Genomic DNA, 13,575 nt, shown 5'->3' with positions numbered 1-13,575 from the left:
CCGGATCAGGTCCGGGGTGACGAACTGAGTTCAGTCGATGTCGATTGCACCTTAGTCTGCGATCATGAAGCGGAACTGGCGGCCGCCGAAGATGTGGACGTGCAGATGCGGCACTTCCTGATGGCCGTGCCCGCCCATGTTGACCATCAGGCGGTAGCCCTGGTCATCGACGCCGAGCTCGCGCGTGACATTGCCGACGGCGCGCATGAAGCCGGCGATCTCGCCGTCGAGTGCCTTCAGGGTGAAGTCGTCCCAGCTGACGTAGGCGCCCTTGGGGATGACCAGCACGTGGACCGGCGCCTGCGGGCGGATGTCGTGGAAGGCGAGTGCGTAGTCGTCCTCGTAGACCTTGTTGCAGGGCAGCTCGCCGCGCAGGATCCGGGCGAAGATGTTGCTGTCGTCGTAAGGCTCGCGCGGATCGATCGGCATGACGGCTCCCTAGGATGGACGTGAGGCTTTTTCCGCGATGCCCGATGTGCCCTCGCGGCGCTCGAGCTCGGCGAGGACATCGGCCAGCGGCACGTCCTTGGCGCCTAGCAGGACGATGAGGTGGAACAGCAGGTCCGCCGCCTCGCCGACCAGCGCCTGGCGGTCTTCGGTCAGCGCCGCGATGATCGTCTCGGTAGCTTCCTCGCCCAGCTTCTGCGCGATCTTGCCCAGGCCCTTAGCGTGGAGCTTGGCGACATAGCTCGATGCCGGATCGGCACCGCGGCGCGAGGCGATCACCGCTTCGAGGCGGGCAAGACTATCCGATTGGGCCATCGCCGCAGCCATGCTTCGCCGCGCGGGCGCGGTCAAGCCGAGGCTTCAGTCCTTGCGCTTGCCGGCGAACTTGCGGCCGATGAGCAGCCCAGCTAGGCCGAGCGTGAACAGGGTCACGCCCGAAGGATCGGGCAGCGCGAAAGAGCCCGCGGCGTGCGCGGGCGCCGCCTGGATCAGGATCGCTGCAGCGAAGAGGAAATTGCAAAGTCTGCCCACGGCAACGTTAACGCAATGTCCGGGCCAGCCCGGAGAAAGTCGCGCAAACCGCGCGCTTAAGTGGTTAATGCGCTCGCGCGAAAATCAATGTCTGTAAACCGCGCCGACAGGTTCAGCCGCGCGCGGGAAGCCCCGCCGCGCGCAGCGCCGCATGGGCCTCGGCGATGGAATAGGTACCGAAGTGGAAGATCGAGGCGGCCAGCACTGCGCTGGCATGGCCCTCGGTCACACCCTCGACGAGATGGTCGAGCGTGCCGACCCCGCCGCTGGCGATCACCGGCACCGAGACGGCATCGGCGATGGCACGGGTCAGCGCGAGGTCGTAGCCGGCCTTGGTCCCGTCGCCGTCCATCGAGGTGACGAGCAGTTCACCCGCACCGAGGTCGGCCAGCCGGATCGCATGCTCGATCGCGTCGATCCCGGTTTCCTTGCGGCCGCCGTGGGTAAAGATTTCCCATCCTTCGACAAGCTCAGGATGAGCGGGGTTTACCCTTCGACGCGCATCGACCGAAGCGACGATGCACTGGCTGCCCATCTTCTCGGCGATGTCGGCCACCACTTCGGGCCGCGACACTGCCGCCGAATTGACCGCGACCTTGTCCGCGCCCGCGAGCAGCAGTGCACGCGCGTCCTCGACCGAACGCACCCCGCCGCCGACGGTCAGCGGCATGAAGCAGACTTCGGCCGTGCGCCGGACCACGTCGAGCAGGGTCCCGCGCCCTTCGTGGCTGGCCGAGATATCGAGAAAGCAGAGCTCGTCCGCCCCCGCCGCGTCGTAGGCCCGCGCCTGCTCGACCGGATCGCCGGCATCGCGCAGGTCGACGAAGTTCACGCCCTTGACCACGCGGCCGTCGCGGACATCGAGACAGGGGATGACGCGGACGCGGACGGTCATGTCTTACTCGCCATCGCTATCGCCGCCGCCAGATCGAGCCGCCCGTCATAGAGCGCCCGCCCGGTGATCACGCCCTCGATCCCGTCACTGGCATGAACCGCCAGCATGCGGATGTCGTCGAGGCCCTTGACCCCGCCCGAGGCGATCACCGGCAGGTCCGTGCGGCGGGCGAGTTCCACCGTCGCGTCGATGTTACAGCCCTTGAGCAGCCCGTCGCGGCCGATGTCGGTGAACAGCAGGCTGGCGACGCCGGCGTCCTCGAAGCGGCGCGCCATGTCGACGATCGAGACGTCGGATACCTCGGCCCAGCCTTCGGTCGCGACCATGCCGTCGCGCGCATCCACCGCGACGACCACGCCGCCGGGGAAGGCCTTGGCCATGTCCTTGACGAATTCGGGGTCCTTGAGCGCCGCCGTGCCCATGACCACGCGCGACACGCCGAGGTCGAACCAGCCTTCGACCGCCTCGCGCGTGCGGATGCCGCCGCCCAATTGGACGTGGCCGGGGAATGCCTCGAGGATCGCCTCGACCGCCTCGCGGTTCTCGGCCCGGCCCGCGAAGGAGCCATCGAGATCGACGACGTGGAGGTACTGCGATCCCTGCTCGGCGAAGAGCATCGCCTGCGCCGCAGGGTTGTCGCCATAGACCGTGGCGCGCGCCATATCGCCCTCGGCGAGGCGGACGACCTGGCCCTGCTTCAAGTCGATGGCGGGAAATACGATCAAGGCTTCCACTCCAGGAAACGCGAAAGAAGCGCCAGGCCGAATTCCTGGCTCTTCTCGGGATGGAACTGCACGCCGACGACATTGTCGCGCGCCACGGCCGCGACCAGCCCGCCGCCGTGATCGGTCATCGCGGCGATGTCGTGCCCGTCGTCGGGAACGAAGTGATACGAGTGCAGGAAATAGGCCTCGCCCGGCTCGATCAGCCCGTTCACCGAACTGTGCGGCCGGGTGGCGACGTCGTTCCAGCCCATGTGCGGGATCTTGATCGCGGGATCGGTGACTTCGATCAACCGCACCTCACCCTCGATCCAGTTGAGCCCGGCGGTCACGCCATGCTCGACCCCGCGGCTGGCGAGAAGCTGCATGCCGACGCAGATACCGAGGAACGGCGCGCCGCCGACGTGGACGCGCTCGGCCATCGATTCGACCAGATGCGGGATCGCGCGCAGCCCTTCGACGCAGGCGCGGAACGAACCGACGCCGGGGAGGACGATGCGGTCCGCGGCGCGCACGACGTCGGGATCGGACGTCACCGTCACACCCTCGGCCCCCGCCGCTTTCAGCGCGTTCGCGACCGAATGCAGGTTGCCCGCGCCGTAATCCACGAGCGCCAGCACGTCAGTCACCCAGGCTGCCCTTGCCGAGCAGTCCCTTGGTCGAGGGGATCGCCTCGCCCTTGCGCGGGTCGAGTTCAACCGCCTGGCGCATCGCGCGGGCGAAGCCCTTGAAGATGCCCTCGATGATGTGATGGTTGTTCTGGCCGTAGAGCAGCTCGATGTGCAGCGTGATGCCCACCGCCTGCGCGATCGAGTGGAACCAGTGTTGGAACAGCTCGGTGTCCATCTCGCCGAGGCGCGGCTGGGTGAACTCCGCTTTCCAGACAAGCCAGGGCCGGCCCGAAATATCGAGCGCGACGCGGCACAGCGCCTCGTCCATCGGCGAATAGGCCGTGCCGTAGCGGCCGATGCCCGCCTTGTTGCCCAGGGCCGCGACGATCGCCTCGCCGATGGCGATCGCGCTGTCCTCGGTGGTATGATGCTGGTCGACGTGCAGATCGCCGGATATCTGGCAGGTGATATCGATCAGCGAATGCCGCGAAAACTGCTCGATCATGTGGTCGAGGAAGCCGATTCCGGTGGACACCTGATAGGCGCCGGTGCCGTCGAGGTTCACCTCGACCGCGATGTCGGTCTCCTGAGTCTTGCGGGCGATACGGGCGGTGCGCATGGGGGGCCTATAGTCACGCATGCGTGCAAATCAATGCTCGAAGGCCTTGACCCGTGGCCCGGGGAAGGCCACTTGGACGGCGATGACCGACGACGTGCCCGATAGCATGATCCCTTACGACGAGATCGTCCAGGAGGCGCTGCGCGCCGTGGTCGGCCGCGTGCTGGGGCAGGTGATCGCCTCCGGCGGTACTCTTCCGGGCGCGCATCACTTCTACATCACCTTCAAGACCGGCGCGCCGGGGGTGTCGATCCCGGCCCATCTGCGCGAGCGGTTTCCCGACGAGATGACGATCGTCATCCAGAACAAGTTCTGGGAACTGTCGGTGGAAGAAACCCAGTTCTCGGTCGGCCTGAGCTTCAACCAGGTGCCCGCCAAGCTGGTGATTCCCTTCGCCGCGATCACCGCCTTCGTCGATCCCGCAGTCGATTTCGGCCTGCAATTCCAGGCGGTTGGCACCCAGATGGATCCCGAGCCGCACGACGATGCGGAGAACGATTCGGCGGAACGCGAGGGCACCCCGCGCGTTTCTCCTCCCGACGACGGCTCGAATGTCGTCTCGGTCGATTTCGGCCGCAAGAAGTAGGGGCGGACCAGCCTCCGAGCGAGGATTGTCATGGCGACAGGTAAGGTCAAGGCGGGCGCAGCTAAAGTCGGCGGCGCGGCCAAGCAGACCGTAGCCAAGGCCGGTGAGACCGCCGGCAAGGCCGGTAGCGCGGTGAAGACCACGGCGAAAAAGGCCGGCACCGCCGCCCGGAACACCGCCGACAAGGCCGGAACCGCGATCAAGCAGAGCCAGGGCTTCAGCCCCAATCCGATGACCAACCTGATCATCGCCGATGTCGCCCTGCGCGGCGGCGGCCGGCTCCTGCGCCATGTGGTCGAACGGACCTTGCTGGGGGTGAAGTATCCGCCCGACAAGGCACGCGACATCGTCAAGAGCCGCAGCATGGCGCAGACCCTGGTCGGCACGGCGGTCGCCCGCGTCGCCACGCGCTCGGTGCCCGGTGCGCTGCTGATCGGCGGCGGGCTGATCGCCAAGGCGCTCTACGATCGCAGCCAGAAGCGCAGCAAGGCCAAGGTCGAGGGCGACAGCGCGGTCGATGAACAGGCCAACAACGGCAAGTCGCGGACTTGATTTAGAGCCGGCCACCCGCCATCAGCGGGCATGGTCCAGACACCCGAAACGCATGACGACGCGCTGCACCGGCGCGGGCTGATGTTCATCCTCTCCTCGCCCTCGGGCGCGGGCAAGACGACGATCTCGCGCCGGCTGCTCCAGCATGACCAGCGGATCGGCATGTCGGTTTCGGTGACCACGCGCCCGCCACGTCCCGGCGAGGTCGACGGCAAGGACTATATCTTCAAGTCCCAGGCCCAGTTCGACCAGATGGTCGAGGACGACCACTTCATGGAATGGGCCCACGTCTTCGGCCACAGCTACGGCACGCCGAAAGCCCAGATCAAGGCGGGGCTCAGGGAAGGCAAGGACTTCCTCTTCGACATCGACTGGCAGGGCACTCAGCAGCTCTACCAGAAAGCCGAGACCGACGTGGTCCGCGTCTTCCTGCTCCCGCCCAGCCTCGACGAGTTGCGCCGCCGCCTGACCGCGCGCGGCACCGACAGCGCCGAAGTGATCGCCAGCCGCATGGCCCGCGCCCAGGCCGAGATCAGCCACTGGGACGGCTACGACTATGTCGTGGTCAACGACGATATCGACGTCTGCTTCGACAAGGTCGTCCAGATCCTCGCCGCCGAACGGCTCAGCCGCGCGCGGCAGACCGGCCTGATCGGCTTCGTCCGCGAGCTGACCAAGCCGGAAGCCTGAACGCCGCTACCAGCCGAGTGTTACCAACTGGGTGGGGCGATGCAGCAGAACTGCCCCTCGCGCTTGGCGCGCGCCTGGAGCTCGGGCGGCAATCGCTTGCAGCTGGCAACGATCCCTTCCGATTTCACGCTCTTCAGGTAGCCGATCGGCTCGACCGGCATATCGCCCAGGAACATGCCATTGGTATGTTCCGGCATACGGCTTTTCATGAAGGTGAAGTAGGTCACGTCGTCCAGGGTCAGTCCATATTTTGCGTCGGGATCGGCGATACCGCACTTGCGGGCAGCGGCCAGCATGTCGCGGCGCAGACCGGCATAACCGAAAGCACTGATCGAGAACGGCTGCTCCTTCAAATAGCCCCGCTCGCCGGTAGAGCGCAGGGTCACGGGACCATAGATCGCCGCCATGATCGCCACGCTTCCCATTCCAAGCAGCCCCACGACCACGGTAAAGGGTTGGATGGCGCCGCCGAACGGCACGCCTTCTTCGCGGGTCGCCAGCGCCAGGATCACGGCCAGCACGGCCATGGGCACAACGAAGATCGCCTCGTAGGGATTGCGGAAGCCCTGCGAGGCACTCCAGCCGAGGATGCCTGCGATCAGCAGCGCGGCAAAGACGACGCGAGCATCGAGCCTCCGCTGGCGCCAGGCACGCCGGGGAGCTCCGGCAAGACAGAAAGCCGAAAGCGAGAGCGCGATCCCCCAGAGAGCCACCAGCACCAGGAACCAGGAGAAGGAGGTATGAAGGCTGACCCGGTGAGCCGGCAGCCAACTGGATATCGGCTCCGTGCGCGGAGCGGGCATGCCGAGGTACTGGAACAGGCTCAGGTTTTCGAACGCCTTGGCGAGCAGCGGCGATATCTGCGACCAGCCCGTCGCGCCGACCAGCGCCGCGCCGGTATTATTGCCGACGAACATGGCGCGCACTTCAGGGGCATTCGGGCATTCGAGGCGATGAATCCAGTATTGCGCGGCCCAGGCGGTGATCGCGACCAGGATCAGGGCGGTAACGATGCGCGGAATATGCGCCGCCCGTCCGCGCGAGGCGAAATAGATGCAAGCGAGGAAGATCGGCACCGTGAAGAGAGCCTTCACATGATAGCTCAGCGCCACGCTGGCGAGCAGCAGGACCGCCAGCGAACGCAGCCAGGCGGTGCGAGAGGCGGTATCGAGGTTCGGCGCAGGAGGCTCGCCCTTGTTCCAGTCGCCAAAGGCGATCAGCAGGGCGCTGGCGAAGGCCAGCACGATCGGCTGCTCGGGTCGGCTCCAGACAAGCAGGATGGGCATCGTACCCAGGCTGAGCAGGCCCAGCGCCAGAATCGAAAGCGAAATCCGATCGCCGGCAGTCCGGGCGACGCGCCCGATCAGCATCAGGATCGTCGCCGTGAAAATCAGAGCGTAGAGAATGCCCGAAAGACGGACATAGATCGGCTCTGCGAACAGCCCGTTGAACAGCGCCGAATAATACCGAGCCGGCATCATCCAGAACGGCGGGCGGGCCAGGGTGTTCGGTCCGCAGACCTCGGTCAGCAGCTTGTCGACGCCATCGAAGCCAGCGCGTTCCTGCAGGCGCCAGCCGACCTCGTCGGTGTAGATGGGCTGGAAGATGCCGGACAGGATCGCCAGGACGAAGACGCCGAGCACCGCGGCGCCCAGCCGCGAGAGAGCTCTCGTCCCAGTCTCCATCATCGCGTGCCCCTCTGCGCGGCGGTCTATGCCATCGCGGGATAGTGAATGCCAGAATATGGTTAACGCGGCCTTGGCATGGCCGCCCTTCCTCACGCCTCTTGTCCTCGCCGCACGCAGGCGATAGGCGCCTGCCCAAAGCATTCGCCTGAAGGGAACCAAGCATGTCCGAACTCGAAACCGCGATCGAAGCCGCCTGGGAAGCGCGCGACACCGTCACGCCCGCCAGCAGCGACGTCCGCAAGGTTGTCGACGACGCGCTATCCCTGCTCGATTCGGGCGCGGCGCGCGTCGCCGAGCCGGACGGCCAAGGCGGCTGGAAGGTCAATCAGTGGCTCAAGAAGGCCGTGCTGCTCTCGTTCCGCCTCAACGACAACGGCCCGATCCCCTACGGCGCCGCGGGCGTCGACGCCTTCGACAAGGTGCCGCTGAAGTTCGAAGGCTGGGGCGAGGACCGCTTCAAGGAAGCCGGCTTCCGCGTGGTTCCCGGTGCCGTCGCCCGCCGCGGCGCGCATATCGCCAAGGGCGTGGTGCTGATGCCCAGCTTCGTCAACATCGGCGCCTATGTCGATGAGGGCACGATGGTCGATACCTGGGCCACGGTCGGCTCCTGCGCACAGATCGGCAAGGGCGTGCACATTTCGGGCGGCGCCGGCATCGGCGGCGTGCTCGAACCGCTCCAGGCGAACCCGGTGGTGATCGAGGACGGCGCTTTCATCGGCGCGCGTTCGGAAGTGGCCGAGGGCGTCATCGTCGGCGCGGGTGCGGTGATCTCGATGGGCGTGTTCCTCGGCTCCTCGACCAAGATCGTCGACCGCGCCACCGGCGAGATCCACATCGGCAAGGTGCCGCCCTATTCGGTCGTCGTCCCCGGCTCGCTCCCCGGCAAGCCGCTGCCCGACGGTACGCCTGGCCCCTCGCTTTATTGCGCGGTTATCGTTAAGACGGTGGATGCGCAGACGCGGTCCAAGACCGGGATCAACGAACTGCTGCGCGACTGAGGCAGATCCCTCGTCCCGGAACCTTGCTCTGCGCTTCTGCGTTCTAGAATCCCGGCTTTTCGGGAGAGGATGCGAGGAGACCAGACATGGAACGCATTGGCGACGAGGTGCACATCCACACCGACGAGGCCCGCGGCGCGAGCACGCCGCATATCGTGCGATATGTCCTGCTGATCAGCCTAGTTCTGGCGATCGTCGCAATGTCGGCGATCTGGATGACCGGTGCCTACAACGCCCCGCAGGACCGTGCCGGCGACGGCATCACCAACCAGGCGCCGCCGGTCACGAACCAGGGCTAGGCTGGCCAGGGCTGAGGAAAGTATCGGCGATGGACCCACTCGAACGGTTCGTCGCCGCACAGGAGCAAGTGTATCCCCGCGCTCTCGCCGAGTTGCGCGCCGGGGACAAGCGTAGCCACTGGATGTGGTTCATATTCCCCCAGATCGCCGGCCTCGGCCACAGCGCCATGGCGCAGCGCTACGCGATCGCCGATCGCGCCGAAGCCGAGGCCTACATCGCCCATAGCCTGCTCGGACCGCGGCTGGCCGACTGCACCGATGCTCTGCTCGGCTGGTCCGGGCGCAGGACCGCCGAGGCGATCCTCGGCCCGGTCGACGCACTCAAGCTGCGCAGTTCGATGACACTGTTCGAAGCAACCGGCGGCGCTCCCCATTTCGCGCAAACGCTCGACGCCTTCTGCGCCGGCGAGCGTGATCCGGAGACGATCGCCCGGCTCTAGAACGTCGTCGGCGCTTCGATCGGCGGGTCTGCCCGGTGCGCCGCCGCATAGGCTTCCGCCGCCTTCAGCACGCGCATTATGTTCCCGCTGGCGATCTTCTGGAGGTCCGCCTGCGAATAGCCGCGCCGTGCCAGTTCGGTGAACAGCGCCGGATAGGCCGAGACGTCCGGCATGCCCTGCAGCCCAACCGAGCCCCCGTCGAAGTCGCCGCCCACGCCGACATGGTCGATGCCGGCCCGCTTGACGATGTGATCGACGTGGTCTGCCACCTCGGCGAGCGTAGCCACCGGCTTCGGCCGCTCCGCGTCCCATTGCGCCATCGCCGCGGTGACTGCGTCCGGACGGTCGGGATGCAGCGCTTTCTGCCGCGCCTGTTCGCCCATCCGCGCCGCGCTCCAGTCGCGCAGCGCAGCGCTGACATAGGCCGGGTAGAAATTGACCATGACGATGCCGCCGTTTGCCTTTAGCTTGTCGAGCACCGCGTCGGGCACATTGCGCGGATGCCCGGACACCGCCAGCGCGCCCGAGTGGCTGAACATGACGGGCGCCTTCGCCACTTCGAGCGCATCGCGCATCGTCGCCTCGCTGACGTGGCTGAGATCGACCAGCATGCCGAGCCGCTGCATCTCGCGCACCACGTCACGGCCGAAGTCGGTCAGGCCATTGTGCGCGGGCGCATCGGTGCCGCTGTCGGCCCAGGCATTGTTCTTGAAGTGGGTCAGCGTCATGTAGCGCGCGCCGAGCGCGTACATCTGGCGCAGCACACCCAGCGAACCGCCGATCGAATGGCCGCCTTCCATGCCCAGCAGCGACGCGATCCTGCCCGACTTCATCGCCTTCTCGACCTCGGCCGCGGTGGTGCAGAACACCATGTCCTGCGGATAACGCGCGATCAGCCTTTTCATCACGTCGATCTGCTCGAGCGTCGCCTGGACCGCCTGCGGCTCGGGCAGACTCGCCGAGACGAAGACAGACCAGAACTGCGCGCCGACGCGGCCCTTGCGCAGCCGCGCGAGGTCGGTCTGCATCGCGCCGTCGCCCTTGGCCGGATCGGCGGTGTTGGTCGTGTCGCGGAAGTCGAAATCCGCGATCACGTCCTTGCGCCGGTCGCGCAGTTGTTCGGGGACGTCGTTGTGCCCGTCCCAGACCGGCGCGGCGCGCAGCGCGGCTTCCACTACCTGTTCAGGGCTTGGTGCTGCGAATACCGGCGAGGCCAGCAGCACCGTGCCGGCCAGGAACGCTGCTATGCGCATCAACCCTCGGCCTCGCGCTCGAAGGTTGCCTCGCCGCCGAGTTTCGCCGCCGCCTTGCCCAGCAGCGACAGCACGACCACCGCGATCACCGTCGCCAGGATGGCATAGGTATAGAGCCCGGCGAGATCGTCCCCGAGCCCGAGCCTGGCCAGCGTCGCCTTGATCGCCTCGTTCCAGGCCAGCGCGGCGACGAGGCCGAGCGAAGCCGAAGCCAGGGCGATCATGGTCTGGACGAATGCACGGGGGTCTCTCATCGTTCTGCTCCCTGTATGGTTCCCGAGCGCAGACTATCGCCGCCGCGCTCCCTGGCAATACGCGGCGTTACGCAGCGGTCGGCGCATCGAACATCGCCAGCGCCGCGGCGAGTTCGACCGGATAGCGGCTGCACGCGACCGACTGCAGCACGCGGCCCTGCGCCGAGTCCAACCCCGCCCGGGCGGCAACGCGCAGGACATAGGCAGTCCGCGACGCATAGATCGCCTCGACCAGAGCCCGGTCGTAACCGCGATCGGCGCGCTGCCCCGAGGCATCGGTGCTCGTCACCGCATCGGCCAGGATGCCCGCCGCGCCGCCGTGCTGGACTGCGACCGACCAACTCGCATCGCGAACCGCCGGATGCCGCCTATCGAGATCGAGCCCCGTGCGCTGGCGGACCGCGGCCACCGCCGGGCGATAGTGCGTACGCTCGATGAAGGCATGCTGGGCCTCGGCGAAGGCCTCCGGCTCACGCTCGGCGATGGCGCGCCAAGCGGTGGAGAAGGCTGGCGAGCCCGGCGCTGTGCCCGCAAACTCGGCCCGCCACCGCCCACCTTCGGCCGCGACGAAGGCCGCGGCGGTGCCGGCCCGGCTCGACAGCTGCCAGATGCCGTAGGACACGCCGCCGGGATCGCCTTTCCCGCTCGACACCACGCCCGGCCCGCGGCCGCCGCTCTCGAACCGCTCGGACAGAGCACCGAGGCGCGGTTGTGCCGTCTTGCCTGCCCGGTCGATGGCGGCATCGAGAAGATCGACTTCCGCCTGCGTGAAGCCGCGTCCGAGCAGATCGCGCACTGCATCGAATATCAGCTTTTTGTTCATTAAATGTTCCATATTTTTCCTTTCGCAACGAGGTCCGAATCCAGCGGCCACGCAGACGTTGGCAAAGCGTGGCCGAGTAGGAAAACCCTTTGTCCGCGCCGCTTTCGGGCATTGCCGGGGCTGCCCGCAAACGCTTCGTTAACCATGCTCGTTTACCCGGCACGGACAGGTCGCCGATCCTGGCGGCGGAGACGAAGTCATGAACGTGTCGCTTACCTCGATCATGTCGAGCTACGGCTACGGCACCACGTCCAGTACCAGCCAGACCGATGCCAGCGCCGCGGTCCAGGCGGCGCTCGAAAAACTCGCCAAGGATGCCGAGACCAAGGCGGCCGCCAGCTCGTCCTCGGGCACGCAGGTCAACATCTCGCAGGCCGCGCTCGCCGCAGCCGCCGCCAAGGCCGACAATGCAAAGGATGCCAGCGTCGTCCTGACCGAGACGCGCGCCACTCTCGACGCCCAGTACGCCGCGGGCACGGCCAAGGGCTCGGCCGATCTCAGCCAGCTTTCGGGCCGGGCGCTCGCGCTGATGGCGCTCAACAAGGACGGCAGCTTCAGCGCCGCCGAGAGCCGCGCCGCCAAGCAGGCGCTGAAAGAGGACACCCAGACCAGCTTCCTCAGCGCGATGAGCAAGGGCCTAGACGCCAGCTCGATCGCCAGTTTCAGTACCCAGCTCGCCGCGCAGTACGACGACATGAGCCCCGAAGAGCGCGAGGCGCGCGGCTGGAGCGAACAGTTCCGTAACAGCAGCGCCGACTTCTCTTCCAAGATCAATGACATGCCGTCGCTGTTCGATCAGATCTAGCCCGGCGACGCCATCGCGCCGCCACAATTGATCGCTTGCGCCGCTATAACTTCCCGCTACCGCTCCCCCGTCCTCCAACAGGGTCGCCGGGGCTAGAATGAGCGCATTGTTTCACCAGCTCGATTTGCTGCATGCGCTCGCGGGCGTGCTCGTCGGCGTCCTGGTCGGGCTGACCGGCGTCGGCGGCGGTTCGCTGATGACGCCGCTGCTGGTCCTGATGTTTGGCGTCAGCCCGCAGACCGCGGTGGGCACCGATCTGCTCTACGCCGGCACCACCAAGATCTTCGGCTCGGGCGTGCACGGCTGGCGCGACACGGTCGACTGGCAGATCCTGCGCCGGCTCGCCAGCGGCTCCATTCCCGCGGCCGGCCTGACGCTGCTGACGATCTGGCACATGGGCCAGATCGACAAATCGGCCCAGCACCTCATCATGACGGCGCTTGGCGGCATGCTGATCCTGACCTCGATCGCCGTGGCCTTCCAGAGGCGGCTGCGGCGCTTCGCCCGCGGGCTCGACCCGCTCGAACCGCCCAGACGGGCCGTGCTGCCCACGGTCCTGTTGGGCGCGGCGATCGGCGTCGCGGTTTCGGTATCCTCGGTCGGCGCCGGCGCGATCGGCGTCACCGCGCTGCTGATGCTCTATCCAAACATCCCGCTGTCGCGCATCGTCGGCACCGACATCGCCCACGCCGTGCCCCTCGCCTTCGTCGGCGGCTTCGGCCACTGGATCATCGGCGACGTCAACCTCGTCCTCCTGGTCAACCTGCTGATCGGATCGATCCCCGGAGTCATCGTCGGCAGCCTGTTCTCGAGCCGCGCCTCGGACCGCTGGATACGGCCCCTGCTGGCGATGGTCCTGGCGCTGTCGGGGGTGAAGCTGCTTACGTGAGCCGGGCGGGGTTCGCCGACATTGCCGCCATTGAGACGGCCATCCTCGTGGACTAAAAGCGGACGCTCGGAACGGGGAAGTGCGATCATGAACATGCAGGCGGACGACGATGCAGTGCGCTAGGATGAGAGGCTAGGCAAGCTGGTGAAGATCCAGCTGGAGCCGGAGAAGCCGGAGTGATGTGGGACTTCCTCGTCGACAACTTTTGGTACGCGCTACCTCATTGGCTTCAGTGGCTCATCCTCGCGCCGTGCATCTTGGCGCTTGGCGTCGGCGCCTACCTGCTTTGGCAGGAGGGATAGGGCCCGGCCCGTGCCAGTGTTTGCAATCTATACAATCGCTAATAATAAGTCCCCAGCTACCGATGAGGCTTGGAACTTGTGTGGACACAATTTGACAGCCGGTCGCCTTCGTCAATGAATGACTAACGCCGTGACGGAGAAAATATCCGTTTTGGATTATTTTCATCGCGA

General features: G+C 66.6%; 19 protein-coding genes. 8 read left to right on the top strand and 11 right to left on the bottom strand.

Annotated elements, in window-relative coordinates:
- Window positions 1–51: 51 nt before the first annotated feature.
- From KRR38_RS24590 to hisB, 7 genes are all read right to left on the bottom strand, one after another.
- Complete coding sequence (locus KRR38_RS24590) at window positions 52–429, bottom strand: histidine triad nucleotide-binding protein (protein ID WP_217406075.1); 378 nt, start codon at window positions 427–429, stop codon at window positions 52–54.
- Between the two features lie 9 nt (window positions 430–438).
- Window positions 439–762 (bottom strand): phosphoribosyl-ATP diphosphatase, encoded by a 324-nt coding sequence (locus KRR38_RS24585; protein WP_217407448.1) that lies wholly within the window; start codon window positions 760–762, stop codon window positions 439–441.
- A gap of 45 nt (window positions 763–807) precedes the next feature.
- Window positions 808–978, bottom strand: coding sequence for a PEP-CTERM sorting domain-containing protein (locus KRR38_RS24580; RefSeq protein ID WP_217406074.1), 171 nt, complete (start codon window positions 976–978; stop codon window positions 808–810).
- 112 nt (window positions 979–1,090) lie between these two features.
- A complete protein-coding gene (gene hisF, locus KRR38_RS24575) occupies window positions 1,091–1,873 on the bottom strand; it encodes an imidazole glycerol phosphate synthase subunit HisF (RefSeq protein WP_217406073.1) in 783 nt (260 codons plus the stop codon).
- Window positions 1,870–2,598 carry a 1-(5-phosphoribosyl)-5-[(5-phosphoribosylamino)methylideneamino]imidazole-4-carboxamide isomerase gene (hisA, locus tag KRR38_RS24570; RefSeq protein WP_217406072.1) on the bottom strand — a complete coding sequence of 243 codons (729 nt, stop codon included), beginning with the start codon at window positions 2,596–2,598 and terminating at the stop codon, window positions 1,870–1,872. The genes hisF and hisA overlap by 4 nt, the downstream gene beginning before the upstream one ends.
- The gene (gene hisH / locus KRR38_RS24565; RefSeq protein ID WP_217406071.1) at window positions 2,595–3,224 is read right to left on the bottom strand and encodes an imidazole glycerol phosphate synthase subunit HisH; all 630 of its coding nucleotides are present in this window, start codon (window positions 3,222–3,224) and stop codon (window positions 2,595–2,597) included. Before hisH ends, hisA begins: the two co-directional genes overlap by 4 nt.
- Window positions 3,217–3,825 carry an imidazoleglycerol-phosphate dehydratase HisB gene (gene hisB / locus KRR38_RS24560; RefSeq protein WP_217406070.1) on the bottom strand — a complete coding sequence of 203 codons (609 nt, stop codon included), beginning with the start codon at window positions 3,823–3,825 and terminating at the stop codon, window positions 3,217–3,219. The genes hisH and hisB overlap by 8 nt, the downstream gene beginning before the upstream one ends.
- 82 nt (window positions 3,826–3,907) lie before the next feature.
- On the opposite strand from hisB, the gene KRR38_RS24555 reads away from it, so the two are divergent.
- Genes KRR38_RS24555 through gmk form a run of 3 tightly spaced genes read left to right on the top strand, consistent with a single transcriptional unit; the run spans window position 3,908 to window position 5,653 of the window.
- Window positions 3,908–4,411 (top strand): SspB family protein, encoded by a 504-nt coding sequence (locus KRR38_RS24555; protein WP_217406069.1) that lies wholly within the window; start codon window positions 3,908–3,910, stop codon window positions 4,409–4,411.
- A 30-nt stretch (window positions 4,412–4,441) separates the two neighbouring features.
- Window positions 4,442–4,963, top strand: coding sequence for a hypothetical protein (locus KRR38_RS24550; RefSeq protein WP_217406068.1), 522 nt, complete (start codon window positions 4,442–4,444; stop codon window positions 4,961–4,963).
- A gap of 30 nt (window positions 4,964–4,993) precedes the next feature.
- The gene (gene gmk, locus KRR38_RS24545) at window positions 4,994–5,653 is read left to right on the top strand and encodes a guanylate kinase (RefSeq protein ID WP_217406067.1); all 660 of its coding nucleotides are present in this window, start codon (window positions 4,994–4,996) and stop codon (window positions 5,651–5,653) included.
- Between the two features lie 20 nt (window positions 5,654–5,673).
- Here the strand turns inward: gmk and KRR38_RS24540 are convergent, their stop codons facing one another.
- Entirely contained in the window at window positions 5,674–7,341 is a 1,668-nt protein-coding gene (locus KRR38_RS24540) for a hypothetical protein (protein WP_217406066.1), read from the bottom strand.
- Between the two features lie 161 nt (window positions 7,342–7,502).
- Here KRR38_RS24540 and dapD point away from each other — a divergent pair, with 161 nt between their 5' ends.
- The 3 genes from dapD (at window position 7,503) to KRR38_RS24525 (ending at window position 9,078) form a co-directional block, all read left to right on the top strand.
- A complete protein-coding gene (gene dapD / locus KRR38_RS24535; protein WP_217406065.1) occupies window positions 7,503–8,339 on the top strand; it encodes a 2,3,4,5-tetrahydropyridine-2,6-dicarboxylate N-succinyltransferase in 837 nt (278 codons plus the stop codon).
- Between the two features lie 86 nt (window positions 8,340–8,425).
- The gene (locus tag KRR38_RS24530; RefSeq protein ID WP_217407541.1) at window positions 8,426–8,638 is read left to right on the top strand and encodes a hypothetical protein; all 213 of its coding nucleotides are present in this window, start codon (window positions 8,426–8,428) and stop codon (window positions 8,636–8,638) included.
- A 29-nt stretch (window positions 8,639–8,667) separates the two neighbouring features.
- A complete protein-coding gene (locus KRR38_RS24525) occupies window positions 8,668–9,078 on the top strand; it encodes a DUF1810 domain-containing protein (RefSeq protein WP_217406064.1) in 411 nt (136 codons plus the stop codon).
- Here KRR38_RS24525 and KRR38_RS24520 read toward each other — a convergent pair.
- From KRR38_RS24520 to KRR38_RS36405, 3 genes are all read right to left on the bottom strand, one after another.
- The gene (locus KRR38_RS24520; protein ID WP_217406063.1) at window positions 9,075–10,331 is read right to left on the bottom strand and encodes a dipeptidase; all 1,257 of its coding nucleotides are present in this window, start codon (window positions 10,329–10,331) and stop codon (window positions 9,075–9,077) included. The two genes, KRR38_RS24525 and KRR38_RS24520, sit on opposite strands and share 4 nt — an antisense overlap.
- Entirely contained in the window at window positions 10,331–10,585 is a 255-nt protein-coding gene (locus tag KRR38_RS24515; RefSeq protein WP_217406062.1) for a DUF5654 family protein, read from the bottom strand. The genes KRR38_RS24520 and KRR38_RS24515 overlap by 1 nt, the downstream gene beginning before the upstream one ends.
- Before the next feature lie 67 nt (window positions 10,586–10,652).
- Complete coding sequence (locus KRR38_RS36405; RefSeq protein ID WP_254514961.1) at window positions 10,653–11,408, bottom strand: hypothetical protein; 756 nt, start codon at window positions 11,406–11,408, stop codon at window positions 10,653–10,655.
- 199 nt (window positions 11,409–11,607) lie between these two features.
- On the opposite strand from KRR38_RS36405, the gene KRR38_RS24505 reads away from it, so the two are divergent.
- Together KRR38_RS24505 and KRR38_RS24500 are read left to right on the top strand one after the other, a co-directional pair.
- A complete protein-coding gene (locus KRR38_RS24505; RefSeq protein WP_217406061.1) occupies window positions 11,608–12,213 on the top strand; it encodes a hypothetical protein in 606 nt (201 codons plus the stop codon).
- A gap of 97 nt (window positions 12,214–12,310) precedes the next feature.
- A complete protein-coding gene (locus tag KRR38_RS24500) occupies window positions 12,311–13,102 on the top strand; it encodes a sulfite exporter TauE/SafE family protein (protein WP_217406060.1) in 792 nt (263 codons plus the stop codon).
- Window positions 13,103–13,575: the final 473 nt, after the last annotated feature.

The organism is Novosphingobium sp. G106, assembly GCF_019075875.1.
In the GTDB taxonomy this organism is placed as follows: Bacteria; Pseudomonadota; Alphaproteobacteria; order Sphingomonadales; family Sphingomonadaceae; genus Novosphingobium.
The sequence above is the reverse complement of the archived record's forward strand: the minus strand, read 5'-3'. Positions and strand labels throughout refer to the sequence as shown.

Bases quoted from the DNA above. Each gene is read 5' to 3' on its own strand.
- KRR38_RS24590 (WP_217406075.1), bottom strand. From the start codon at position 429: ATGCCGATCGATCCGCGCGAGCCTTACGACGACAGCAACATCTTCGCC.
- KRR38_RS24585 (WP_217407448.1), bottom strand. From the start codon at position 762: ATGGCCCAATCGGATAGTCTTGCCCGCCTCGAAGCGGTGATCGCCTCG.
- hisF (WP_217406073.1), bottom strand. From the start codon at position 1,873: ATGACCGTCCGCGTCCGCGTCATCCCCTGTCTCGATGTCCGCGACGGC.
- hisB (WP_217406070.1), bottom strand. From the start codon at position 3,825: ATGCGCACCGCCCGTATCGCCCGCAAGACTCAGGAGACCGACATCGCG.
- KRR38_RS24555 (WP_217406069.1), top strand. From the start codon at position 3,908: ATGACCGACGACGTGCCCGATAGCATGATCCCTTACGACGAGATCGTC.
- KRR38_RS24550 (WP_217406068.1), top strand. From the start codon at position 4,442: ATGGCGACAGGTAAGGTCAAGGCGGGCGCAGCTAAAGTCGGCGGCGCG.
- gmk (WP_217406067.1), top strand. From the start codon at position 4,994: ATGGTCCAGACACCCGAAACGCATGACGACGCGCTGCACCGGCGCGGG.
- KRR38_RS24540 (WP_217406066.1), bottom strand. From the start codon at position 7,341: ATGATGGAGACTGGGACGAGAGCTCTCTCGCGGCTGGGCGCCGCGGTG.
- dapD (WP_217406065.1), top strand. From the start codon at position 7,503: ATGTCCGAACTCGAAACCGCGATCGAAGCCGCCTGGGAAGCGCGCGAC.
- KRR38_RS24530 (WP_217407541.1), top strand. From the start codon at position 8,426: ATGGAACGCATTGGCGACGAGGTGCACATCCACACCGACGAGGCCCGC.
- KRR38_RS24525 (WP_217406064.1), top strand. From the start codon at position 8,668: ATGGACCCACTCGAACGGTTCGTCGCCGCACAGGAGCAAGTGTATCCC.
- KRR38_RS24520 (WP_217406063.1), bottom strand. From the start codon at position 10,331: ATGCGCATAGCAGCGTTCCTGGCCGGCACGGTGCTGCTGGCCTCGCCG.
- KRR38_RS24515 (WP_217406062.1), bottom strand. From the start codon at position 10,585: ATGAGAGACCCCCGTGCATTCGTCCAGACCATGATCGCCCTGGCTTCG.
- KRR38_RS36405 (WP_254514961.1), bottom strand. From the start codon at position 11,408: ATGAACAAAAAGCTGATATTCGATGCAGTGCGCGATCTGCTCGGACGC.
- KRR38_RS24505 (WP_217406061.1), top strand. From the start codon at position 11,608: ATGAACGTGTCGCTTACCTCGATCATGTCGAGCTACGGCTACGGCACC.
- KRR38_RS24500 (WP_217406060.1), top strand. From the start codon at position 12,311: ATGAGCGCATTGTTTCACCAGCTCGATTTGCTGCATGCGCTCGCGGGC.